The organism is Cytobacillus sp. C11.1, assembly GCF_058145115.1.
Map to the genome: position 1 here is coordinate 2,372,351 of NZ_CM176935.1, position 21,839 is coordinate 2,394,189.

Annotated in this window: 21 protein-coding genes and 2 pseudogenes; 20 read left to right on the plus strand and 3 right to left on the minus strand. The window is 40.5% G+C overall.

The genetic code is table 11. The features are described 5' to 3' along the window. The first annotated feature begins 491 nt into the window (after positions 1-491). The 5 genes and pseudogenes from AC3ZVC_RS11740 (at position 492) to lysA (ending at position 5,203) form a co-directional block, all read left to right on the plus strand. Positions 492-1,112, plus strand: a complete 621-nt coding sequence (locus tag AC3ZVC_RS11740; protein WP_490068600.1) for a stage V sporulation protein AA — start codon at positions 492-494, stop codon at positions 1,110-1,112. Next, the gene (locus AC3ZVC_RS11745; protein ID WP_490068914.1) at positions 1,102-1,524 is read left to right on the plus strand and encodes a stage V sporulation protein AB; all 423 of its coding nucleotides are present in this window, start codon (positions 1,102-1,104) and stop codon (positions 1,522-1,524) included. Before AC3ZVC_RS11740 ends, AC3ZVC_RS11745 begins: the two co-directional genes overlap by 11 nt. A 73-nt stretch (positions 1,525-1,597) precedes the next feature. Next, positions 1,598-2,167: a stage V sporulation protein SpoVABEA gene (gene spoVAEA, locus AC3ZVC_RS11750; protein WP_490068601.1), complete on the plus strand. Its 570-nt coding sequence runs from the start codon at positions 1,598-1,600 to the stop codon at positions 2,165-2,167. Beyond that, positions 2,160-3,635: a spore germination protein gene (locus tag AC3ZVC_RS11755; protein ID WP_490068915.1), complete on the plus strand. Its 1,476-nt coding sequence runs from the start codon at positions 2,160-2,162 to the stop codon at positions 3,633-3,635. The genes spoVAEA and AC3ZVC_RS11755 overlap by 8 nt, the downstream gene beginning before the upstream one ends. Positions 3,636-3,884: 249 nt before the next feature. After that, positions 3,885-5,203 (plus strand): annotated as a pseudogene (gene lysA / locus AC3ZVC_RS11760) (diaminopimelate decarboxylase). Positions 5,204-5,245: 42 nt separating this feature from the next. Here the strand turns inward: lysA and AC3ZVC_RS11765 are convergent. Next, positions 5,246-6,115 carry a DUF1002 domain-containing protein gene (locus tag AC3ZVC_RS11765; RefSeq protein WP_490068602.1) on the minus strand — a complete coding sequence of 290 codons (870 nt, stop codon included), beginning with the start codon at positions 6,113-6,115 and terminating at the stop codon, positions 5,246-5,248. Positions 6,116-6,657: 542 nt separating this feature from the next. Between AC3ZVC_RS11765 and AC3ZVC_RS11770 the strand changes: the two genes are divergently transcribed. Then, positions 6,658-7,029: a GNAT family N-acetyltransferase gene (locus AC3ZVC_RS11770; protein WP_490068603.1), complete on the plus strand. Its 372-nt coding sequence runs from the start codon at positions 6,658-6,660 to the stop codon at positions 7,027-7,029. Positions 7,030-7,050: 21 nt separating this feature from the next. Here the strand turns inward: AC3ZVC_RS11770 and AC3ZVC_RS11775 are convergent, their stop codons facing one another. Continuing rightward, positions 7,051-7,569 carry a DUF309 domain-containing protein gene (locus AC3ZVC_RS11775; protein WP_490068604.1) on the minus strand — a complete coding sequence of 173 codons (519 nt, stop codon included), beginning with the start codon at positions 7,567-7,569 and terminating at the stop codon, positions 7,051-7,053. Positions 7,570-7,869: 300 nt separating this feature from the next. Continuing rightward, complete coding sequence (locus AC3ZVC_RS11780) at positions 7,870-7,971, minus strand: YjcZ family sporulation protein (RefSeq protein WP_214722788.1); 102 nt, start codon at positions 7,969-7,971, stop codon at positions 7,870-7,872. Between the two features lie 235 nt (positions 7,972-8,206). On the opposite strand from AC3ZVC_RS11780, the gene AC3ZVC_RS11785 reads away from it, so the two are divergent. The 14 genes and pseudogenes from AC3ZVC_RS11785 to AC3ZVC_RS11850 all read left to right on the plus strand — a co-directional run bounded on the left by AC3ZVC_RS11785 (position 8,207) and on the right by AC3ZVC_RS11850 (position 21,836). Beyond that, entirely contained in the window at positions 8,207-8,983 is a 777-nt protein-coding gene (locus AC3ZVC_RS11785) for a segregation/condensation protein A (RefSeq protein WP_490068605.1), read from the plus strand. Next, a complete protein-coding gene (gene scpB, locus AC3ZVC_RS11790; protein ID WP_490068606.1) occupies positions 8,970-9,560 on the plus strand; it encodes an SMC-Scp complex subunit ScpB in 591 nt (196 codons plus the stop codon). The genes AC3ZVC_RS11785 and scpB overlap by 14 nt, the downstream gene beginning before the upstream one ends. A 119-nt stretch (positions 9,561-9,679) precedes the next feature. Beyond that, complete coding sequence (locus AC3ZVC_RS11795; RefSeq protein WP_490068607.1) at positions 9,680-10,099, plus strand: hypothetical protein; 420 nt, start codon at positions 9,680-9,682, stop codon at positions 10,097-10,099. Positions 10,100-10,130: 31 nt separating this feature from the next. Continuing rightward, on the plus strand, positions 10,131-10,619 hold the full coding sequence (locus tag AC3ZVC_RS11800) for a YpuI family protein (protein WP_490068609.1): 489 nt from the start codon (positions 10,131-10,133) through the stop codon (positions 10,617-10,619). A 333-nt stretch (positions 10,620-10,952) separates the two neighbouring features. Beyond that, positions 10,953-11,843, plus strand: coding sequence for a superoxide dismutase (locus AC3ZVC_RS11805; protein ID WP_490068916.1), 891 nt, complete (start codon positions 10,953-10,955; stop codon positions 11,841-11,843). Positions 11,844-12,276: 433 nt separating this feature from the next. After that, complete coding sequence (locus AC3ZVC_RS11810; RefSeq protein WP_490068612.1) at positions 12,277-13,428, plus strand: D-alanyl-D-alanine carboxypeptidase family protein; 1,152 nt, start codon at positions 12,277-12,279, stop codon at positions 13,426-13,428. Then, positions 13,421-14,008 carry a nucleoside recognition domain-containing protein gene (locus AC3ZVC_RS11815; protein WP_490068613.1) on the plus strand — a complete coding sequence of 196 codons (588 nt, stop codon included), beginning with the start codon at positions 13,421-13,423 and terminating at the stop codon, positions 14,006-14,008. Before AC3ZVC_RS11810 ends, AC3ZVC_RS11815 begins: the two co-directional genes overlap by 8 nt. Positions 14,009-14,015: 7 nt before the next feature. Next, positions 14,016-14,552 carry a spore maturation protein gene (locus AC3ZVC_RS11820; protein ID WP_490068614.1) on the plus strand — a complete coding sequence of 179 codons (537 nt, stop codon included), beginning with the start codon at positions 14,016-14,018 and terminating at the stop codon, positions 14,550-14,552. A 257-nt stretch (positions 14,553-14,809) separates the two neighbouring features. Further along, positions 14,810-15,535: a 23S rRNA pseudouridine(2605) synthase RluB gene (gene rluB, locus AC3ZVC_RS11825; protein WP_490068615.1), complete on the plus strand. Its 726-nt coding sequence runs from the start codon at positions 14,810-14,812 to the stop codon at positions 15,533-15,535. 236 nt (positions 15,536-15,771) lie between these two features. After that, on the plus strand, positions 15,772-16,296 hold the full coding sequence (resA, locus tag AC3ZVC_RS11830; protein ID WP_490068616.1) for a thiol-disulfide oxidoreductase ResA: 525 nt from the start codon (positions 15,772-15,774) through the stop codon (positions 16,294-16,296). A 20-nt stretch (positions 16,297-16,316) separates the two neighbouring features. Continuing rightward, positions 16,317-17,948, plus strand: coding sequence for a cytochrome c biogenesis protein ResB (resB, locus tag AC3ZVC_RS11835; RefSeq protein WP_490068617.1), 1,632 nt, complete (start codon positions 16,317-16,319; stop codon positions 17,946-17,948). 12 nt (positions 17,949-17,960) lie between these two features. Further along, entirely contained in the window at positions 17,961-19,142 is a 1,182-nt protein-coding gene (gene ccsB / locus AC3ZVC_RS11840; protein ID WP_490068618.1) for a c-type cytochrome biogenesis protein CcsB, read from the plus strand. A 197-nt stretch (positions 19,143-19,339) separates the two neighbouring features. After that, positions 19,340-20,055: pseudogene (locus AC3ZVC_RS11845) on the plus strand (response regulator transcription factor). Beyond that, positions 20,052-21,836: an ATP-binding protein gene (locus AC3ZVC_RS11850; RefSeq protein ID WP_490068619.1), complete on the plus strand. Its 1,785-nt coding sequence runs from the start codon at positions 20,052-20,054 to the stop codon at positions 21,834-21,836. Before AC3ZVC_RS11845 ends, AC3ZVC_RS11850 begins: the two are co-directional and overlap by 4 nt. Positions 21,837-21,839: the final 3 nt, after the last annotated feature.

The window sequence follows — 21,839 nt, forward strand, 5'->3', positions numbered from 1 at the left end:
GCTGTTTTCGCAAACTTTTAGCTCTTCTCTAAAGGCTCTTTTCATATAAATTGTTGTTTTTGGACTCTAAAGCTTGCCCTTTGATTTCCGCTCCAGTCACGCAGCGAACCCGCGGGGAGGAACGGGAGCCTCCTCGGCGTTTCACGCCTGCGGGGTCTCCCGCTCCCTCTCTTCCCGCAGGACATTGAATAGGCTTCCTCGAATTACCACCGCACGAAGAAAATGCGAATGCATTTTCGAGGATCAAGTGCCTTCCACTCCAATCAACTCAGTAATTAAAACTAGTTTGTAAGCAACATGCTTAGAATGATTTTTTGCTGTACAGCTAACTATAAAAAATAAAGCTTTTTTCCTAAAAAGTCCTCTAAACCTTCCAGCAAAGCCGAAAAATCCAATTCCTCTTTATACAGCCAATTATTGGTCTTCATGAAGCAAATATATGTAACTCATACTAAATATACGAGGAAATCACTGTGTGGGAAGTGAGCGTAATGGAAAAAACGGTTTATATTCGCTTGCGGCATCGCCTGCAAGTTCGGCCGGATGAGATTATTCTTCTCAAGGATATCGCTCAAGTCATTGCAGATGAGGGTATTTATGAACCGCTATGCAAACTTGCTTTGTATCGGGTAACGGACAATGACCGGAACATAATCATTATTGACGTTATGAAAGTGATCCGCGCTATAACTAAATCATTTCCGAACCTGGAAGTCCAGTCAATAGGGCCGGCTCAGGCAATTGTCGAGGTTGTCACAAAGAAGCGAAAAGTTTCCCTCCCACTTTTCCTGTTGGTTTGGGCCCTGCTATTTATTGGGGCTGCACTGGCCATTATGAATTTCCATGAAGATGTCAGCATGCAAGCTGTCCAGCTAAGAATTTACACAATTATAACAGGAGAAGTGGATAGCAAGCCGCTCATCTTTCAAATTCCATATTCAATCGGGCTGGGCCTGGGGATGATTATTTTTTTTAACCATGTCTTTAAAAAACGGCTTAATGAAGAACCAAGCCCTTTGGAAGTGGAAATGTTCAATTATCAGCTTGACCTAGATAATTATGTTGCTTTACATGAGAACAAGGAGAGTATGAAGCACATTGATGACAATTAATGTTGTTTTGGTGATGATAATTGGGTTTGCTGGAGGGTTGGCGGTTGGCTCAGGCTTCGTTGCATTTTTGGCAGTTTTGGGAATCATACCGAGACTTACTCAACTGACTAAAACGATGAAAATGATACACCATTATGAAGCTGCAGTCGTTTTAGGTGCATTGGCAGGAGCATTGGCGTCCCTTTGGAATCCGGTTTTGTTTTTTACACCATATCTTTTGATCCCGCTAGGTCTGGCCGCAGGTGTATTTGTAGGAATGCTTGCAGCCGCCCTAACTGAGGTGTTGAACGTTTTTCCGATCCTTGCGAAAAGGATCGGTGTTGATGGAAAAATTGCCATATTGCTAATGGCGTTTGTATTTGGAAAAGTAATCGGCTCACTATTTCAATGGGTGTACTTTGTTAACAAATAAGATAGTATACTGCCGAAAAGGCTGGCTGCAGAGTTTTGTTTAAACAATATTCATTCGGAAAGGAAAAATTATTATGGATGATCGGAGGCACGTCATTCTTATAACTGATGGAGACGACTATGCAAGGAAAACTGTTGAGCTTGTTGCAAAGGAAATTGGGGGCAGATGCTTGTCCTTGTCTCATGGAAATCCTTCTGTATTAACCGGCCAGCAAATCGTTAAGCTCATAAAAAAAGTCTCCCATGACCCTGTCCTTGTCATGTTTGATGACAGCGGATTTATTGGGGAGGGTGCAGGAGAGAATGCACTGAAATATGTGGCGTGCCATAAAGATATCCATGTTTTAGGTGTTATAGCGGTAGCTTCGAAAACGAGGCAGGCTGAATGGACAAAAGTTGATGTTTGTATTGATAGCAATGGGGAGCTCACTCCATATGGTGTAGATAAGTTTGGTGTTCCTGAGATGGAAGTAGGGCGCATCAATGGCGATACTGTATATTGTCTTGATCAATTAGATGTTCCGATTATTGTGGGAATCGGTGATATTGGGAAAATGTCGAAAAAGGACCATTACGAAAAAGGTTCACCAATTACCAGGAAGGCAGTAGAACTTGTTTTGGAAAGGAGCGGATATGATGTCTGACAGCAAGAAGAAAGATAAAATGCCCATTCCTGAATCTGTTAATGAAATTGAAAGGTATATGAAAGACAGAGTTGGCCTGGGAGATAGTTTTGATTTAGGAGTCCGCAAGTTAAAGGTTTTAAGAAAAGATGTCCATTTTTATTATATAAATGGCTTGACTGATACCCAGTTTATTATTGAAATTGTTGAAGGGCTTGTTGAAATTAACGATAATGAAAAACTTTCAACTAAATTGTTTGAAATAGTTGAAAACCGAATCATGCACCAGTCCGTTGAACATATAAAAACGATGGATGAGCTGGTTGACCAGGTACTATCAGGACTTATTGTAGTGGTTGTAGAGGGAGCTGGAGTAGGTCTTGTTGTAGATGTACGAAGCTATCCAGGAAGGACACCGCAGGAACCGGATACCGAAAAAGTCGTCCGTGGCTCTCGTGACGGGTATGTTGAGAATATTATCGTAAATACTGCATTAACAAGAAGAAGGATTAGGGATGAAAGACTTCGATTTGAAATTATGCGGGTAGGTGAGCGTGGCAAAACAGATGTTGCTATAGGTTATATTAAAGATGTTGCTAATAAGGATTTGGTCGACCTAATCAGAAAAGAAATCAAAGCGATCGAAATTGATGGAATCACAATGGCTGACAAAACAGTTGAAGAGTTTTTGTTAAAGCAGGGTTATAACCCGTTCCCGCTTGTCCGCTATACGGAAAGAGCTGACGTGGCAGCTGCCCATTTGCTGGAAGGGCATGTTATTGTATTCGTAGATACATCACCAAGCGTCATCATCACACCTACTACTTATTTTCATCATTTGCAGCATGCTGAAGAATATAGACAATCGCCAGCAGTTGGAACGTTTGTCCGCTGGATCCGCTTTCTGGGATTGCTTGCATCTATCGTACTGTTGCCGTTATGGTTTTTGTTTGTTCTGGAGCCTTCGCTCTTGCCGGAAAGAATTGCGTTTGTCGGCCCAAATGAAGAAACAAATGTACCAGTAATTGTGCAATTATTTCTTGCTGATGTGGGAATTGAATTCCTCCGAATTGCAGCCATTCATACACCGACACCGCTTTCGACAGCGATGGGCTTAATTGCTGCGGTACTCATAGGGCAAATCGCTATAGATGTTGGGTTGTTTGTGCCGGAAGTTATTTTGTACGTTGCTTTGGCGGCAATCGGGACATTTGCTACACCGAGCTATGAGCTCAGTATCGCCAATAAAATAGTGAGGCTGGGACTTCTGGTGTCAGTAGCCCTGTTCCATACACCAGGACTAGTCGTGGGGTTAACCTTGCTCATCTTGCTGCTTGCTAGCATTAAATCTTTGAATACGCCTTATTTATGGCCATTTATTCCGTTCAGTCCAGTAGCTTTATCTCAAATATTGATTCGCCGGTCAATGCCTGGTTCAAAAATCCGGCCAAGTATCGTTCAGACAAAGAATCGTTATAAGCAGCCATGAAGCAATAAATACACGGAATGCCGATTGCGAAAATACACGAAATATGGTAAAGTGTTTTTAATTGAATAAAGGATTAAAGGAAACAGAATAGACAGTCTCTTGCGGAAACTGTCTATTTCTTTAATAAATTTTAATTGATGTTTAGCAGGGGCAATATATGCTTGATTTTTAAAAGAGAGGGTTGCTTCTTTTTAGATCCTGTCGGATGTAAAAAGTCCTGTGCTTCGCTAAAAGGGAAGAGGGGGAAACATGTTTTTTCACGGCACAATGAAAGTTAATGATAAAGGGCACCTGGAGATAGGCGGTATGGACACTGTTGAACTCGCCGGCCAATTTGGAACGCCATTATACGTATATGATGTAGCTCTAATAAGGGAAAGAGCAAGAGGATTTAAGCAGACTTTTGAGAACCTGGGAATTACGGCTCAAGTAGCATATGCGAGCAAAGCTTTTTCAACTGTAGCTATGGTACAGTTGGTTGATGAAGAAGGCCTATCACTTGATGTTGTTTCAGGCGGCGAATTATACACAGCTTTAGCTGCAGATTTTCCTCCTGAAAGGATCCATTTTCACGGCAACAATAAAAGCAAAGAAGAACTGGAAATGGCTCTTAAATATAATGTCGGCTGCATCGTTGTCGATAATTTTTATGAACTGGACCTTCTCCAGGAAACCTGTGAATCGCTTGCCATTAAGACGAAAATCCTTTTAAGGGTAACACCGGGAATTGAAGCCCATACCCATGACTATATTTTAACAGGGCAGGAAGATTCCAAATTCGGATTCGATCTTCAAAATGGCCAGGCTGAAGAGGCATTAAAAAAGGCTATGTATTCCGAGTGGATTGAAACGCTTGGACTGCATTGCCATATTGGCTCCCAGATTTCGATACAACAGGATTTATTTTAGCGGCCAAGAAAATCTTTGAAAAGATGTACGAATGGAAAGAAGCATATTCTTATGAACCCCAAGTGCTTAATTTGGGAGGAGGGTTCGGAATCCGCTATACAGGGGATGATGATCCCATTCCTGCATCTCAATATGTTGAAGAAATTATTGGGGAAGTTAAAAATCAGGCTGAGCATTATTCAATGAAAATGCCTGAGATTTGGATTGAACCGGGCCGTTCCCTTGTTGGAGATGCAGGGACTACACTATATCAGACAGGTTCCCGCAAAGAGGTTCCAAATGTCAGGAACTATTTGGCTGTGGACGGCGGTATGAGTGATAATATCAGACCGGCTCTTTATCAGGCGAAATATGAAGCGGTTTTGGCAAACAGAGTAATGGAGAAGCCGGAAGAGACTGTTTCGATTGCAGGTAAATGCTGTGAATCGGGCGATATGCTCATTTGGGATTTGCCGCTTCCGAAGGCAGGGGATAAAGATATTTTGGCTGTCTTTTGCACCGGTGCTTACGGCTATTCCATGTCCAACAATTACAACCGTATCCCAAGGCCGCCTGTAGTATTTGTTGAAAATGGCGAAGCGAAGCTGGTTGTCAAAAGGGAAACGTACGAGGATATATTGCGACTGGATTTGCCGATCAATGAAAAAATAAAAAATTAAGCTGCCTGGTCCCAGGCAGCTTTACTTTTTGAGGCTGTGCACTTATGAGAAAAAGGCTTTAATAGCATCTATTGCGCTAACGAAAAAACGCTTTAGGCTTTCTAAGAACCCCTGTCCCTCTTCACTTTCAAGGTAATTGGAGATTTTGTCTTTTGCTTGATTGAGCTGTTCGCCTACTTGGTTCCAGTCGATATTCAGCTCTTTTAGCTTATTAAATAAATCTATTAAACTTAAAATCTCTTGTTCAGTCAAAGTGATGCCGAGTTCCTTTGCTGCATTTTCGATAATGGTTCTTAGCTCTGCATCTGTCTCAGGTGCATTTTTTGCAATCTCTTCTTTAATCTTTGCAATTAAAGCGGCTGCATTCTCTGTTCCTACCGAATCTCCAAGCTTGGCTGTTTCAACCATTTCTTCGTTGGCAGCCTGCTTTACATCTTCAGGAATAGTTTTTTCTGCAGATATTTCATAAGCTTTAATGATACCGGTTAAAGCAGCGGTGCCTGAAACAGGGGCAGGAGCTGTTATATAGATTTTCGCATCTTTTACGCCTGCTGTTATAAGCGCATTAATATACATTTCATCGGTTACCCAGTTAATATTCTTGGTTTCGACTTCGAGTCCAGAGCCTGGTTTAGCGATCGTAACTGCTGAAGAAGATATGGCCCTTGTTCCGATCAGGGCTTTGGAAATATAGTTACCCAGGTATTTATGTTCTTCTTCATTTGAAACAGTAATAATGGCAGCATCTTTGGGAGCTTCCATCTCAGCGAGAAGCATATTTTTTTGTTCTTCGGATAAATTCTCTCCTAAAGTGATGATCATGTCACCTTCTGCCATATCAGCAAATGCCTGCAATGGCATAATAAATATCATCGAAATCATGAATATGGCAAGCATTTTATTCCATTTCATTTTGTTTCCTCCCGGAGTAAAATATTAAAGCCATTAAGTTAAGTGTTGAAACCTGAGAAAGGGTATATCTATATCTCACTGCTTTTTCATAGAAGCAGAATGGCTTTACTTGTTAATAGACGATTAAAAAATAGAAAAGGTTTCACAGGTTCCTTAACGAAACCTTAGCTCAAAATTCCTAATTCAGCAAGCGGAATGGAATTATTAAAGAGAATAGTGTAAAATGAATAATAGTTTAAAAGCAATAGGTTTGATATTGTAAAGTGGAGGCAGTAAATAATTATGAAAAAAAGCAATTGGCTTCTTTTTATTTTATTGCTGGTGCTAAGTCTCGGTTGGGGACTGGTTTACTGGTTTTTCATCGTATAAAGTATTGTGCAGATCAGGGATAAGGCAAGATAAGGATAAAGAAAATCAGCCGGTTTGATCCGTAAGATAACAATGTTCAGCCTGAATACATATAATGGTAAGGGAAGTTTACAAAGTTAATAAATTGGGAAAAATAGTTTATGATGTTTTTATTCAAATAATGAGGGATTAATATGCTAATTCGATATAAAAAATCATTTGAAAAAATTGCAATGGGTCTTTTATCTTTTATGCCAAATGAGAAAGATTTGAAAAGATTGCAGCAAACGATGAAGCAATATGAAATGGAAGAAAATTGGCAGTTGTTTCTTTGGAAAGAAGGAGAAGATATTATTGGGCTGGTAGGTGTAACTGCAAGTGACAGTACCTTGGAAATTCAGCATATCTCTGTCAATCCTTCACACCGTCATCAGGGAATAGGCAAAACGATGATAAAAGCACTGGATGAACTTTATCCGGGGAAAAGCCTGACAGCTACGGAAGAAACCAAATCCTTCCTGAATAAATGCGATTTGAATGAGAATAAGGAAAAAGGCAGTGAATAGAAACTATTCCTGCCTTTTTCTCTATTTCATTTGTTTTCTATGCATTGCTTCAAACCGCTCTTTAATTACCTCGCTCCGGTCCCTTTTTTTATGGCGGTAAACTAAGTTTTCATCATCCAAGTTACTATTGGCACACCATTTAAATCCTTGTCCTGAGCACATTTTTATGCATTTTGCTTGGAGAATCGGATCTTCAATAGGTAAATTAAAGCTCGTATAATTGCCGCCTGCCTTAATTACTTGCAGTCTGTTTTTTAAGTCCTCGATCAATTGACCAGCCTCAAGCCCTAGCTTTGTCATTTCAGCTGGCTGGTTTTCCAGGATGCTGATTCCTTTCCTAAGGGTACGCTCTGCCCCCTTGAAATTTCCCCGGCGATGATGGTAAAAGGAAACTGCCATAAGAATAAGACCGACCCAGTGGGAAGTTTTATTATTTCTATCAACGCTTTTCCAGTATTCCTCAAGTACTTCATGGCATTCAAAATAATCGCGATCACCATGAAAATGGACCAGAAACTTTATATAATCATCCGGATACATAGTTTCACTCCCTGCGAATTCTATCTATATTTTAACATACAGGCCTGAGGGATCTATGCTGAAAAATAAAAACCCGGAATCATCCGGGCTTTAAGCTATTTTAAATAACGGCTTTTTTGCTGTTTTCGTAAATTTTGTTGCTATTTGAGAAGTGCGAGACCCCACAGGCGAAGCCGAGGAGGCTCGTAACCCTCCCCGCGGAAAGCAAATGCCCGCAGCGGAAATCAACGGTCTGAATTCAAAAGCAAAAACAACAATCTTTTAGCGAAAAAAGCCTAAATAAAATACTTTTTTATATTTTTAGAAGCACCAGGAAGCTCCCACAATGATCAATAAAATGAACAATACAACAATCAAAGCAAATCCGGTTCCCCAGCAATCGCCAATTCCAGCATTAGACATATCAAATACCTCCTGTTATCTTTGTATTCCATACATCCTATGTAGGCATTAGCCGGAGTGTTTGGGCGAATCCATTATTTTTTTGAGGATATTAGAGGATAATCTAGGACATAGGGTTATTTTTCTATTGGATAACACTAATGAATAATCTATACTAAATATAGTCTTTTACTATGTTTGCAGGGAATCGGATGTAAATTAATTTAATTTTTCAGAAAAATTTGGTGGGAATTTTATGCAATATGATCATTATAATGTAAAGATTGATGCTTTTGAGGGGCCGCTTGATTTGCTCCTTCATCTAATCAACCGGCTGGAAATAGATATTTATGATATTCCGGTCTCGGAAATTACCGAGCAATATCTTTTATATATACATACAATGAAGGAGCTTCAGCTTGATGTAGCGAGCGAATACCTTGTAATGGCTGCTACGCTTCTGGCTATTAAAAGCAAAATGCTGCTGCCGAAGCATGAAGAGGAAGAACTTGAAGACGAATTCGGAATGGATATGGAAGAAGATCCAAGGGATGAATTAGTTGAACGGCTTATTGAATATCGGAAATTTAAGGAAGCGGCAGATGAACTTAAAGAGCGTGAGCAGGAAAGAAGCCTAATGTTTACGAAACCGCCAGCGGACCTTTCGGATTTTGTAAAGGATGCTCAGCCAGAAAAAGCAGAATTGAACGTTAGCCTCTATGATATGCTTGGAGCTTTACAGAAGTTGTTAAGAAGAAAAAAGCTGCAGAGGCCTTTGACTACCAGAGTTGCCCGGCAGGAGATTCCCATTGAAAAGCGGATGTCCGAAATTGTAGAGCAGCTAAAAAACATGAAGGGCAGGAAAAGCTTTAATGAACTTTTTCCGGTACCTGACAGAGAATATATAGTTGTAACGTTCCTTGCAGTATTGGAGTTAATCAAGCGCAGGGAAATACAAGTTGAACAGGATCGGAATTTTTCAGAAATCTATGTGGCTTCCATGGAAGGAGGAGAAAAACATGGAGATTATTAATTGGAAGGGGATAGCAGAAAGCCTGCTGTTTGCAGCGGGTGATGAAGGCTTATCTTTAAAGCAAATTGCGCATGTCCTTGACGTTGAAGAAATACAGGCCCGTGAAATCATGGATGACTTAATGAATGATTACAAAGACAATAGCACACGCGGGATTATGGTGGTTGAGCTTGCGGCCACATTTCAGCTTGTTACAAAAAAAGAGTACTCCAATTATCTAAAGAAGCTTGTGGAATCACCCTCGGCTGCTACCTTATCACAGGCGGCACTCGAAACCCTGGCTATCATTGCTTATAGACAGCCAATTACAAGAACAGAAATCGAAGAAATACGTGGAGTTAAGACCGAAAGGCCTCTCCAGACACTGGCTGCAAAAGCACTAATCAAAGAAGTCGGACGGGCAGAAGGTACCGGGCGTGCTTACTTGTATGGAACGACAAAGGAATTCCTTGATTATTTTGGGCTTAAGAGTATTGAAGAACTGCCGCCTCTTCCAGATAAGGTAAGTGAAGAAGAAGATTCTTTCCAGGAAGAAGCTGATCTATTTTTTGAAAAGTTTCAGGAGATAGATTCTTGAGTTTTCTGACACATTACAATGGAAGTATGGTAAAATAAACTTAAATTTTTCCCTTTTCTTTTCTAAATAGCTGTCATACATATATTGTATAACCACCGAGGGAATTAGGAGGGTTTTACTTGCTGATTAAATACTGCAGGGGATACGAATTGGAAAAAGAAAAGCCGAACACATCTGAAGACTTTTTTAATCGTAGCGAAGTTGTGTTTGAAGAAGATGGGCAGGAAAAGACCTTTCATGTTTTATATGTCCGCTTCTTTGATGAATCCATTAATGAATTTACACCTTATGGGAGTGACCCGGTCTTTGCTGCGGGTACCAGAGAAGTGGAATTCAAGGATATTGTTGCACTTTCATGTTTACTTAAAAACCCGGGTTTCCGGCACCGCAAACGTATCTATATTAATTCAAAGGCTGACTTTGCATCCTATTTTCAGGATCTTGACTTTTCCAAGCTTCCCTCAATTTTTGAAGCGCTGGAGATTAAAAAATCCTATGACCTGCGATCTCCTTTAGAATTTATTATTCAACCGCAATAATAGCCAGTCTACAAATATGGGGGTGTGATAATTGGGAAATTCAATCGTTAAATCACAAATGGAAGATGTGAAAAATTTCCTCGGTAATAGCGTTAAAGTTTTTGAAGACTTTTTAAATAATACAACTATTAGGGACTTAGAGGCAGAAAAACAGGGAAATGCGGATTATTACAAAAGTATCCTATCCCATGTTAGAAAGCTGATTGTCTTTTGTGAAGAAGGGCTCGATACCTGCAATATTATTTCGAAAAGCGACCCTTTCCAAAAAGGTGCTGCCGAGAAAACTTTATACCGTATCTATCATCAATGTATTGAAGAGTTCTTCTCTCCTAAAAATGATGCATGGTTTGAAAATAGCCGTTCAGCCTATACAGGCAAAAACTCCATCCAGTTCCATGAGGAAGTGCCGGACAGCCTAAAAGCTCTGTTTCGCCAATTGGAAGGAGAATTCCAAAGGATTAGAGAAGAACTTGAGTATTACGAAACAGATTACCGCACAAAAATGATTCAATCTAAATAATAGTTTAAGAGAGAACAGCAGACTGCTGTTCTTTTTTTTGATTGAATATTTAAATCCGATATTACCTATTAGAGACAGCCAGGTAAACGGAAATAGCTGTTAACCGGTTTGAGCACGTATAAGGAAAAATCTCGACGCAACGTACTACTGTAACGGCTAAATACAATCCAAATAGGTGCAATCCCAAACTGAATCTTACTTATTTCTTGGTAATTAAACTAAAATCCAAGTAAAATACCTCCTCGCACCTTTCTTATATTCCTAGGCAATCGTACAAACTTGCGCTCATACATATAGAAAGGGAACCAAATAAGGAAGTGAGTGATGGAACGTATGAGTAAAATGGAAGATTACATCAAAGAAGTGTCACAATGGAACAAGGAGTTGAGAGGTTTTTTGGAATCGGAGGATGTTGATAAAAATAATGAGCTTTGGCAGAGGCTGGATAGTTTTACGGACATAATGGAAGGAATTACAGGGCACCTGGATATTCGAGAGTTGGAAAAAATCCAGGAACAGGTGGATGGGCTTCATTCAGACATGGAGAATTATTTTACAAATAGACAGAGGGTTGGGAATGTCTATATGAACGAACCGTATATCGCTGCCGGTAAACATACCCTGCCGCAGCTGCCGTATGATTATAAGGCACTTGAACCCCATATTTCAGGCGAAATAATGAAGCTTCATCATGATAAGCATCATCAATCCTATGTGGACGGGTTAAATAAAGCAGAGAATATGCTGCAAATTGCAAGGGATAAAGGAGATTACAGTCTTGTAAAACACTGGTCCCGCGAACTGGCTTTTCATGGTTCAGGACACTACCTCCATACGATTTTCTGGAATAACATGAGTCCAAAGGGAGGCGGGAAGCCATCGGGGGCTTTATTGAATGAGATCAATAAGTACTTTGGAAGCTTTGATCGGTTCAAGACTCATTTTTCAGAGGCGGCCAAACAGGTCGAAGGTGTAGGCTGGGCACTTCTTGTATGGTCACCAAGGGCCCGCAGGCTTGAAATTCTTCAGTCAGAAAGGCATATGCTCCTGACTCAATGGGATACAATCCCATTGCTTGTTTTGGATGTATGGGAACATGCTTATTATCTCCAGTACAAAAACAATCGCGGCGATTACGTGAAAAACTGGTGGAATGTTGTTAACTGGAAGGATGTTGAGAACCGGTTCCTGAAAGCATCAGAACTGAAATGGAAGCCGTTTTGATAAGTAAGCGGGAAACAGAATCCTGTTTCCCGTCTTTTATTATGGCTGTTTATTCGCAAACTTTTTTACTTTTTAAAATAGTGGAGGCAGGTTGGTTTCCGCTCCAGGGTGCTCGCTTTCCGCGGGGGGCGGTGCCTCCTCGGTGCGCAGCACCTGTGGGGTCTCACCTGTCCCACTCCTCCCGCTGTTCGCTGAGCACCTGGAGCGATAATAAAAAAGCAAGTTTTTTTAAAAAAAGGACAAGCATATTTGTGCAGCAATCACATCAGGACATGTTTTACTTAATAGTCATATCACTACTTGTCCTGCATAAACTTGTACAAACAAAAGAAAAGCATCGGCATCCTTCTCAAGCAGCCATTTTATCACGCAATGAGTTTCCGAGCTTTTCTGAAAAAATAGACATCCATAAAAGGAGACGGGGTTTTGTGCAATGAAAATCTTAAACAGGCTGATGGCCTTAATATTAGTTGCTGCATTGATGATCTTGAATATTCCGCAGAAGGCAGAAGCTTCTGTTTCAGTGAGTGCTCGAAGCGCTATATTAATGGAGCAGGATTCAGGACGCATTCTTTATGAGAAGGAAGCAAATAAAGTCAGAAGAATCGCGAGCATTACAAAAATTATGACTGCCATCCTGGCGATAGAATCCGGAAAGTTGGATGAAACGGTTAAAGTAAGTGATCAGGCTGTAAGAGCTGAAGGGTCATCGATTTATTTGCAGCCAGGTGAAAAAATAAAGCTTGAGGACCTGGTATACGGACTTATGCTTCGTTCAGGAAATGATTCCGCAGTTGCCATTGCTGAGCATGTCGGCGGCAGCCTTGAAGGTTTTGGTTTTTTAATGAATCAGAAAGCGGAAGAAATTGGGATGAAAAATACTCATTTTGCTAATCCTCATGGTCTGGACGATCATGAAGACCATTATTCAACAGCCTATGACATGGCCTTGTTAACAAGATATGCCATGAAAAATGAAATGTATCAAAAGATTGCTGGTACTGAAGTGCACAGGGCTCCAAATCCGAATGAAAGCTGGGACAGAGTGTGGAAAAACAAAAACAGACTGCTGACAGAATTATACGAGTATTGCACCGGCGGAAAAACAGGATATACGAAACGCGCAAAGAGAACCCTTGTTACTACTGCTTCGAAAGGTAATTTGAACCTGATAGCTGTAACCTTGAACGGACCGGATGATTGGAACGACCATATCAATATGTATGAGACCGCATTTAAAAATTACGATGTGGTAGAGGTTCTGCCTCAAGGGTCTATTAAGGATATAGAGGATGAATTTTATAAAAATAAAGTATATTTGAAACAAGCATACAGCTACCCAGTGACAAAAGAAGAAAAAAACCATTTTAAAATTGACTTCAAGTTTCAAAAACCAAAGGAAGAGTGGGAAGACAGCCGGGAAATACCGGAAGTTGTCGGACAGGCAACTGTCTATTTTGATAACCAGCCTGTAAAAAAACTTGCTATATATTATAAAACGGAAAAAATAAAAGAAGATAAGTCTCTATTAGACTATTTTAGAAGCTTGTTTACCACCATCGCCGGAGTGAAAAAAAATGGTTAATATCATATGGGTTATGCTGACTGCAATTGGAATCCTTTTTGCAATGATTAATGGCACCATGAATGAGGTGAACGAAGCGATCTTTAACGGTGCAAAAGAAGCGGTCACATTATGTATCGGATTGATCAGCATCCTTGTTTTTTGGCTAGGCATGATGAGGATAGCTGAGGATGCCGGACTTCTAAAAAAGCTGGCTGCCCTTTTCAGGCCCATTGTAATAAGACTTTTTCCAGAGATTCCAAATGACCATCCGGCAATGGGGTATATACTTTCCAATATGATGGCCAATATGTTTGGTTTGGGGAATGCTGCAACGCCACTCGGCATAAAAGCCATGGAGGAGCTTAAAGAATTGAATGGGGGCAAAAATGAAGCGAGCCGGTCAATGGTTACCTTTTTGGCTATCAATACTTCCAGCCTCACTTTAATACCTACAACCGTGATAGCGATCCGGATGAATTATGACTCCGCCTCTCCTACTGATATCGTGGGTCCTACTTTAGTTGCTACCTTTTGCTCTACATTGGCGGCTATAATGATCGACCGTTATTTCTATTATCGAAGAACCCGTAAAGGATGAGGTATAAATGGAGATTGTATCAGTTATTTCACTCTGGTTTATTCCAGTTTTAATAGGTTTTATATTAGTATATGGTACTTTTAAAAGGGTACCTACATATGAAAGTTTCGTAGAAGGGGGAAAGGAAGGCATCAAAATTGCTGTATCGATTATTCCTTTCCTCGTAGGCATGCTAGTGGCAATCTCGGTTTTCAGGGCGTCAGGAGCACTTGAATATTTAATGGATTTTATCAGGCCTGGACTGGAGGCAATCGGAGTGCCGCCAGATATCGTACCCTTGGCTATTATTCGTCCCATTTCTGGAACCGCAGCCCTGGGGATGACCAGTGATTTAATAGCGGTCCATGGACCCGATTCTTTTGTTGGCAGGCTTGCTTCTGTCATGCAGGGAAGTACGGATACGACCTTCTATGTATTAACCGTTTATTTTGGGGCGGTTGGAATCAAGAAAATGGGGGATGCCTTAAAAGTTGGACTGCTTGCCGATTTGGCCGGAATCATTGCTGCAATCATGATCGTTACGCTTGTGTTTGGAAGTGTATAAGATTCTTCTGCTTTCCTTGGAGGGGGCTTTTATGGAAATTAATATGTTCTTAATAAATCAGTATTATAAAGAAGGTACCTGCTGAAAGGTATCTTTTTTTGTTTTTGTGCTTATGTCCGTGCTTCAGGCTAATTCATGATTGCTGCGAACTCACTTATTTGATCATGGTTGCTTTGAAAACATGGCGAATTGTGTCATAATTCATTAGGAGTGAAAAAAGAATGAAAATCTGTTATTAAATCTATGAGGTGACATAAATGGAAAGATTGCAAAAAGTCATTGCCCATGCAGGGTTTGCTTCACGAAGAAAAGCTGAGGAGCTTATGGCTGAGGGACGCGTAAAGGTAAACGGAAAAACAGTCAAAGAACTGGGAGTAAAGGTGTCGCCGTCAGATCGAATAGAAGTCGATGGAATTCCTGTAGAAAGGGAAGAGCCTGTTTACTTTCTCCTGTATAAGCCAAGAGGCGTGATTTCAGCTGTATCCGATGATAAAGGAAGGAAAGTTGTCACAGATTACTTCGAAGGAATTAAACAAAGAATTTATCCTGTAGGAAGGCTGGATTATGATACATCAGGCCTGCTGGTTCTTACAAATGATGGCGAGTTTGCAAATCTGTTAATGCATCCAAGCAATGAAATTGAGAAGGTGTATGTTGCCAAGGTAAAAGGAATTCCTTCCAGGGAGAGCATTAAGAACCTTCAAAGAGGGGTCGTACTAGAAGATGGAAAAACAGCCCCTGCAAGGACAAAGCTTTTATCAATGGATAAGAAAAAACAAACATCCATTATTGAGATCAGCATTCATGAAGGACGTAACCGCCAGGTAAGAAGGATGTTTGAAGCGATAGGGCATCCTGTTCTCAAGCTAAAAAGGGAAAGATACGGATTCCTGACTTTGCAGGGATTATCAGCTGGGGATGCAAGGGAACTAACAGCCCATGAGGTGAAGCAGCTACGTGCACTTGCGATGAAGAAAAAGTGATAAATAGCTGGCTGGCTTCTAAAAAATTCATAGAAGTGTCACAGTTACGCTCATTTGTTAACAATGTCGGCATGTTGAAAAATGATATAATAATAAACAGCTGTGCAGGCTATTCATGATCCTAAGTTGCTACATAGTAACCTGATAAATTGTTAATAATGAAGAAATTTGATTTTTTAGACTCCGTTTCCGATTGATATAATCGTTAAGGGGTCGGCTTCGGGAGGGATTTATATATGAAAAAGCAGCGTCTGGTAATGAGAACAGTCATTCTGCTTGTCCTTGGTGCTGCAGTGGCATATACCTTATACGCTAATTTTACAAAAGATCAGGTGCAAAAGGTTGCTGTCGGTGAAAAAGCGCCTGACTTTGTTCTGACAGATATGGATGGGAAGAAACATCGGCTTTCAGATTATGAAGGACAAGGGGTTTTCCTGAATTTCTGGGGTACATGGTGCAAGCCTTGTGAAAAAGAAATGCCTTATATGAACAACCAATATAAACAATTTAAAGACCAGGGTGTTCAAGTGCTGGCAGTCAATGTAGGGGAAACCGACCTGGCAGTAAATAAATTTTCTGACCGTTACAATCTGTCGTTCCCAATAGTAATAGATAAGGAAACCCAGGTTCAATCAGCGTATGGAATTAATCCTCTTCCTGCTACCTTTTTGATTGATAAAGAAGGAAAGGTGATCAAGTATATAACAGGAGAGATGACTGAAGCTACGATTAAGGACTATATGGAACAGATTAAACCATAAGTTACGGGGAGTTTTTATATATGAAAGAAGTAAAATGCGAATGCGGCCATGTAAATCCGCATGGAACGGTTCTTTGTGAATCCTGCGGCAAGGTTTTGGAAGAAAAAGATAAAGAAAAAAAGCTTCTGGATATGCGGTATGAAGGAAGTGCCCGCCGTTCGCAAACCTATAATAAAACGATCGTTGATAAAATTTGGAACTTTTTTTCGTCTGTAAAAGTCGGGGTCTGGCTCATTGTTATTACGCTGGTTGCTTCAGCACTTGGCACGATCCTGCCGCAGGAAATGTATATCCCGCCAATCATGCCAGCAGCTGAATATTACGAGGATCAGTATGGTTGGATAGGCAAGTTATACTATGATCTAGGATTCCATAATCTATACAGCTCCTGGTGGTATCTAATTTTGATTGCCTCCATTGGAATATCGCTGGTAATATGCAGCCTTGACAGGGTTGTTCCATTATACAGGGCTTTGAAAAAGCAGCGGGTAAGCAGGCACGAAAGCTATCTGCAGCGCCAGAGGGTTTTTGGAGTTTCAGAAGTTGAAAATACAGACCAGGCTTTTTCAATTGCAAAAGGTAAGTTAAAAGAAAAGAAATACAAATTAAGAGAAGAAGATGGAAACCTTCTTGCTGAAAAAGGCCGCTTTTCAAGATGGGGCCCATACGTTAACCATGTTGGACTTATCATATTTCTAATAGGCGGCATGCTGCGTTTTGTTCCCGGCATGTATGTAGATAAAATTTTATGGATTCGGGAAGGTGAGACTAAGGTCATCCCAGAAACCAGTGGGGAATACTACCTGAAGAATGATGCATTCATTCTTGAAGTCTACGATAAAGAGAAGGATAACAAAGTGTTCGGTGAAGCCATTGATAAAGCTGGAATGGTAGCCAAAAACTACCAGTCGAATGTCACTCTTTATAAAAAACAGGGAGATGCAGTTGCAGGAGAAGAGGCAGACCTTGAGAAAGTGAAAGATTTCGAAATAAGGGTAAATGAGCCTCTCAAGTTTGAAAACTTTGCTTTATACCAAGTGGATTACAAACTTGATGAATTAAATAAAATGTCCTTCGCCTTGACCAATAAACAGACTGGTGAAGAGTTTGGCGACTTAACAATTGATTTAAATGATCCAAAGGATGTATATGATCTTGGTAATGGCTATAAAGCTGAAATTGTCAGCTATTTTCCTGATTTTGAATTTGATGAAAACGGGGAGCCGGTTACAAAGTCAAGAATTCCTAATAATCCTGCCTTTGTTTTTAAGATGTATACACCGGATAAGCCTGATGGGGAAATCAGTTTTGTGGCTATAAGACAGACAATTGAGCCATTTGGCGATAATGAATACAAGATGGCATTTAAAGGTGTAGATACTAAGAATGTGTCGGCTTTGACAGTCCGGAAGGATTTAACTCTATGGATTATCGCATTGGGTGGTGCCATTTTCATGATAGGTGTTGCTCAGGGGGCTTACTGGAACCATCGACGCATTTGGCTTCGCCGTGTTAATGGCGAGGTGTGGGTAGCCGGCCACACAAATAAAAACTGGCATGGACTTAAACGAGAAATTGAAGCAGTTCTGGATGGAACCGGGATTAACGAACCTGAAGACCAGCTGCAAGAACAAAGTGAGAAAAAAGGCTAAGGAGGAATCGGAGTGGTTAATTTAAGCAGCAATTTATTATATACAGCTTTTATTCTCTATTTAATTGCTACTGTCTTTTTTGCTGGCTCCATTAAAGATAAGAAAAACCCAAAAAAAGGGCCAAACAGGTGGGCAACTCTTGGACTATGGATTTCAATAATTGGCTTTATTGCGCAACTGGGATACTTTATAACCAGATGGATTGCTGCCGGGCACGCCCCGGTCAGCAACTTATTTGAATTTACAACGTTTTTTGGAATGTCGCTCGTAGGTGCATTTATTGTTATTTACCTAATTTATAAAACACCAATTTTGGGAGTTTTTACCCTTCCGGTAGCATTGCTGATGATCGCGTATGCAAGCATGTTTCCAAGGGAAGTTTCACCGCTGATTCCGGCATTGCAAAGTGACTGGCTTCACATACACGTCACAACTGCTGCTATCGGGCAAGCTATTTTGGCGGTAAGCTTTGCAGCGGGAATTATTTATTTAGTTAAATCAGTTGATCAGACTAAGCAAAGTAAACAAAGATTCTGGCTTGAAGCAGTTATGTTCGGATTGGTTTGTACACTAGGCTTTGTCATCATCAGCTCAACTTTCGCAAGTATGGGATATAAAGCAGAATTTAATTGGATTGATAAAAACGGGCAGGAAGCAGTTCTTGAATATCATATGCCCGCTTTAACAGGTCCCAATGAGGGACAGATGCTGACAGAAGGGAAATTTGAACCGTTAGCGGAAATGCCAGCAATCATTAATGCTAAAAAATTAAATACGGTTATATGGTCTTTGGCATCGGGTATCATTCTATATCTGCTGTTAAGAGCGATACTCCGCAAACGGGTTGGAGCAGCGCTGCAGCCTCTAGCGAAAAATATCAATCTTGACTTAGTTGATGAGATTGGCTATCGATCCGTACTAATCGGATTTCCGGTATTCACCCTCGGAGCACTGATTTTTGCCATGATATGGGCACAAATTGCCTGGACACGCTTTTGGGGATGGGATCCGAAGGAAGTATGGGCGCTTATTACCTTCCTTTTCTATGCTGCTTACCTGCATCTCCGCCTTTCTAAAGGGTGGCATGGCGAGAAGTCAGCCTGGCTTGCTGTAATAGGGTTTGTCATTATCATGTTCAATCTTGTTGCTGTTAACCTGGTCATTGCGGGTCTGCACTCCTATGCCGGATCATAATGGAAAAATATGAGCCTTCACTTCACAATAGTGAAGGCTTTATTTAAAACTTCATTTATTTCTTTATTAAAGGGTTGTTTTCGTATAGTTTGTTGCTTTTTCAAGGCAAACGTATTTTTAATCAACGGGCATTATTCATAAACAGAACACAATCTATGAGAAATGAGGCTTATTAAATCATTAGGGGGATTTGTGAAATGGAAAACGAAGTAAAGATTTTAGTAGTGGATGATGAGGAAAGAATTCGCCGATTATTAAAAATGTATCTTGAACGAGAAAATTACACAATTGATGAAGCAGAGGATGGAAATCAGGCTTTATCAAAGGCATTGGCAAACGATTATGATGTCATTCTTCTTGACTTAATGATGCCCGGCAAAGACGGGCTTGAAGTATGCAAAGATCTTAGAGAAAAAAAGCTACTCCTGTTATCATGCTGACAGCTAAAGGTGAAGAGGTAAACCGTGTTCAGGGCTTTGAGGTAGGAACTGATGATTATATTGTAAAACCGTTTAGTCCAAGGGAAGTTGTTTTGCGAGTAAAGGCATTATTGCGAAGATCTTCCAAAACGACTTACCTTCAAACAGAAACCACTGCCAAAGATGTGATTGTGTTTCCGCATTTAACAATTGATAATGATGCCCACAGAGTATTGGCTGATGGGAAAGAAGTAAGTTTAACTCCAAAAGAATATGAATTGCTTTACTTTCTTGCAAAGGCACCAGATAAGGTCTTTGATCGTGAGCAGCTGTTGAAAGAAGTATGGCACTACGAATTTTTTGGGGATTTAAGAACAGTTGATACCCACGTAAAACGCCTTCGTGAAAAACTAAACAAAGTTTCCGAACAGGCTGCCAGAATGATTGTGACCGTATGGGGAGTGGGCTATAAGTTCGAGGTTGTCAATGAATGATGCTTTGGCGGAGTGTAGTAGGTAAGCTTTGGGGTACAATCCTCTTATTGGTTTCCTTTGTATTGCTAATATTAACTGTGATGCTTTTGGAGTTTTTTGAGAATTATCATATAAATGAGACGGAAAAAGGGCTGACCAACACAGCCCACAAAATCACCAGGATTATGAAAGAGCATGACCGGGATGTTGGTTTAGAAATTTCCTGGGAGCTTGTTGATGATGTTACAAAAGTAGTCATTATTAATACGCCGACAGAATATTATTATTCTCCCAACCATACAGATGCATTGAAACTGCCTGTTTCTTATCTGATAGAGGAGAAAGACTTAAAAGAAGTCCTTACAAAAAATAAAACGGTTAAAAAAGTATCCTCCGTTAATCCCGAATATGCGGATGCAGGCGCTGATGATGAAAGCAGGATTTTGATTATAGGTGTCCCGCTTGAACTCGGTAACAGCAATGGAGCTGTTTTTATCTACCAGTCTATTGAGGTTATGCAGGAAACCACAAGATCAACAACGAAATTTATCTTGCTTGCTGCAGGAGTCGCAATCATCTTAACAACTATTTTTGCGTTTTTCTTATCAACAAGAATTAACGCACCGCTAAGAAAGATGAAAGAGGCTGCTTTTGAGGTGGCAAGAGGGAAATTCGATACAAAGGTTCCAATTCTTACACATGATGAAATAGGTGAATTAGCTACCGCGTTTAATCAAATGGGCAGGCAGCTGAAATTCAATATGAATGCCCTTAGTCAGGAAAAAGAACAGCTTGCAAGTATTCTAAGCGGTATGGCTGATGGTGTTATCACGTTTAACAGGGATGGTACCATACTCATAACAAATCCTCCTGCCGAACGCTTTTTACAAAGCTGGTTTTACGAGCAGGGTGAGGCTGTTAAAAATACTGAGGCCGTGCCTTCCAAAGTAATGGAACTTTTTCAACTGGCTGTTAACACCGAAAAAGAGCAGATCGGTGAAATCTCCATTCAAGGCCGTTCATGGGTGATCATTGTCAGCCCTTTATATAATAATAAGTTTATACGAGGCGCTGTCGCTGTAATCAGAGATATGACAGAAGAACGCAAACTTGATAAACTACGCAACGATTTCATTGCAAATGTTTCACATGAATTAAGGACACCAATTTCCATGATGCAGGGATACAGTGAGGCAATCGTAGATGATATTGCCGGAACGGTTGAAGAGAAAAAAGAAATGGCAAGTGTCATTTATGACGAATCCTTAAGAATGGGAAGGCTTGTAAATGAACTTCTTGATCTGGCAAGAATGGAAGCGGGGCATATCCAACTGACAATGGAAGAAATAGAAGTAAATGCATATCTGCAAAGGATCATCCGTAAATTTCAAGGCCTCGCAAAAGAAAAAGATATTAGCCTTCAATTCGACTTGGAGAGCAAGGAAACGTTTATACCTTTTGATCCGGACAGGATTGAACAAGTGATGACAAACCTGATCGATAATGCGATCCGCCATACACCAGAGAATGGCGAAGTTAAAGTAATGGAACATAGCGACGAGCGCGGTTTGTTTATTGAAGTGAAAGATTCAGGATCGGGCATACCTGAAGAAGATCTGCCGTTTGTATTTGAACGTTTTTATAAAGCAGATAAAGCAAGGACAAGAGGGCGCTCGGGAACCGGACTTGGATTGGCTATCGCCAAAAATATTATTGAGGCACACAAAGGCCATATCACTGTTCAAAGTAAGTTGGGACAAGGTACGACATTTTCTATTTTTATTCCTCGAAATGAAGGGTAAAAT

What these genes read in the sequence shown, in the direction of transcription:
- AC3ZVC_RS11810 (WP_490068612.1), top strand. Translation starts at nt 12,277, where the DNA reads ATGAAAATCTTAAACAGGCTGATGGCCTTAATATTAGTTGCTGCATTG.
- rluB (WP_490068615.1), top strand. Translation starts at nt 14,810, where the DNA reads ATGGAAAGATTGCAAAAAGTCATTGCCCATGCAGGGTTTGCTTCACGA.
- AC3ZVC_RS11820 (WP_490068614.1), top strand. Translation starts at nt 14,016, where the DNA reads ATGGAGATTGTATCAGTTATTTCACTCTGGTTTATTCCAGTTTTAATA.
- AC3ZVC_RS11765 (WP_490068602.1), bottom strand. Translation starts at nt 6,115, where the DNA reads ATGAAATGGAATAAAATGCTTGCCATATTCATGATTTCGATGATATTT.
- AC3ZVC_RS11815 (WP_490068613.1), top strand. Translation starts at nt 13,421, where the DNA reads ATGGTTAATATCATATGGGTTATGCTGACTGCAATTGGAATCCTTTTT.
- scpB (WP_490068606.1), top strand. Translation starts at nt 8,970, where the DNA reads ATGGAGATTATTAATTGGAAGGGGATAGCAGAAAGCCTGCTGTTTGCA.
- AC3ZVC_RS11785 (WP_490068605.1), top strand. Translation starts at nt 8,207, where the DNA reads ATGCAATATGATCATTATAATGTAAAGATTGATGCTTTTGAGGGGCCG.
- AC3ZVC_RS11745 (WP_490068914.1), top strand. Translation starts at nt 1,102, where the DNA reads ATGACAATTAATGTTGTTTTGGTGATGATAATTGGGTTTGCTGGAGGG.
- AC3ZVC_RS11755 (WP_490068915.1), top strand. Translation starts at nt 2,160, where the DNA reads ATGTCTGACAGCAAGAAGAAAGATAAAATGCCCATTCCTGAATCTGTT.
- AC3ZVC_RS11780 (WP_214722788.1), bottom strand. Translation starts at nt 7,971, where the DNA reads ATGTCTAATGCTGGAATTGGCGATTGCTGGGGAACCGGATTTGCTTTG.
- AC3ZVC_RS11740 (WP_490068600.1), top strand. Translation starts at nt 492, where the DNA reads ATGGAAAAAACGGTTTATATTCGCTTGCGGCATCGCCTGCAAGTTCGG.
- spoVAEA (WP_490068601.1), top strand. Translation starts at nt 1,598, where the DNA reads ATGGATGATCGGAGGCACGTCATTCTTATAACTGATGGAGACGACTAT.
- resA (WP_490068616.1), top strand. Translation starts at nt 15,772, where the DNA reads ATGAAAAAGCAGCGTCTGGTAATGAGAACAGTCATTCTGCTTGTCCTT.
- resB (WP_490068617.1), top strand. Translation starts at nt 16,317, where the DNA reads ATGAAAGAAGTAAAATGCGAATGCGGCCATGTAAATCCGCATGGAACG.
- AC3ZVC_RS11850 (WP_490068619.1), top strand. Translation starts at nt 20,052, where the DNA reads ATGATGCTTTGGCGGAGTGTAGTAGGTAAGCTTTGGGGTACAATCCTC.
- AC3ZVC_RS11775 (WP_490068604.1), bottom strand. Translation starts at nt 7,569, where the DNA reads ATGTATCCGGATGATTATATAAAGTTTCTGGTCCATTTTCATGGTGAT.
- AC3ZVC_RS11805 (WP_490068916.1), top strand. Translation starts at nt 10,953, where the DNA reads ATGAGTAAAATGGAAGATTACATCAAAGAAGTGTCACAATGGAACAAG.
- AC3ZVC_RS11770 (WP_490068603.1), top strand. Translation starts at nt 6,658, where the DNA reads ATGCTAATTCGATATAAAAAATCATTTGAAAAAATTGCAATGGGTCTT.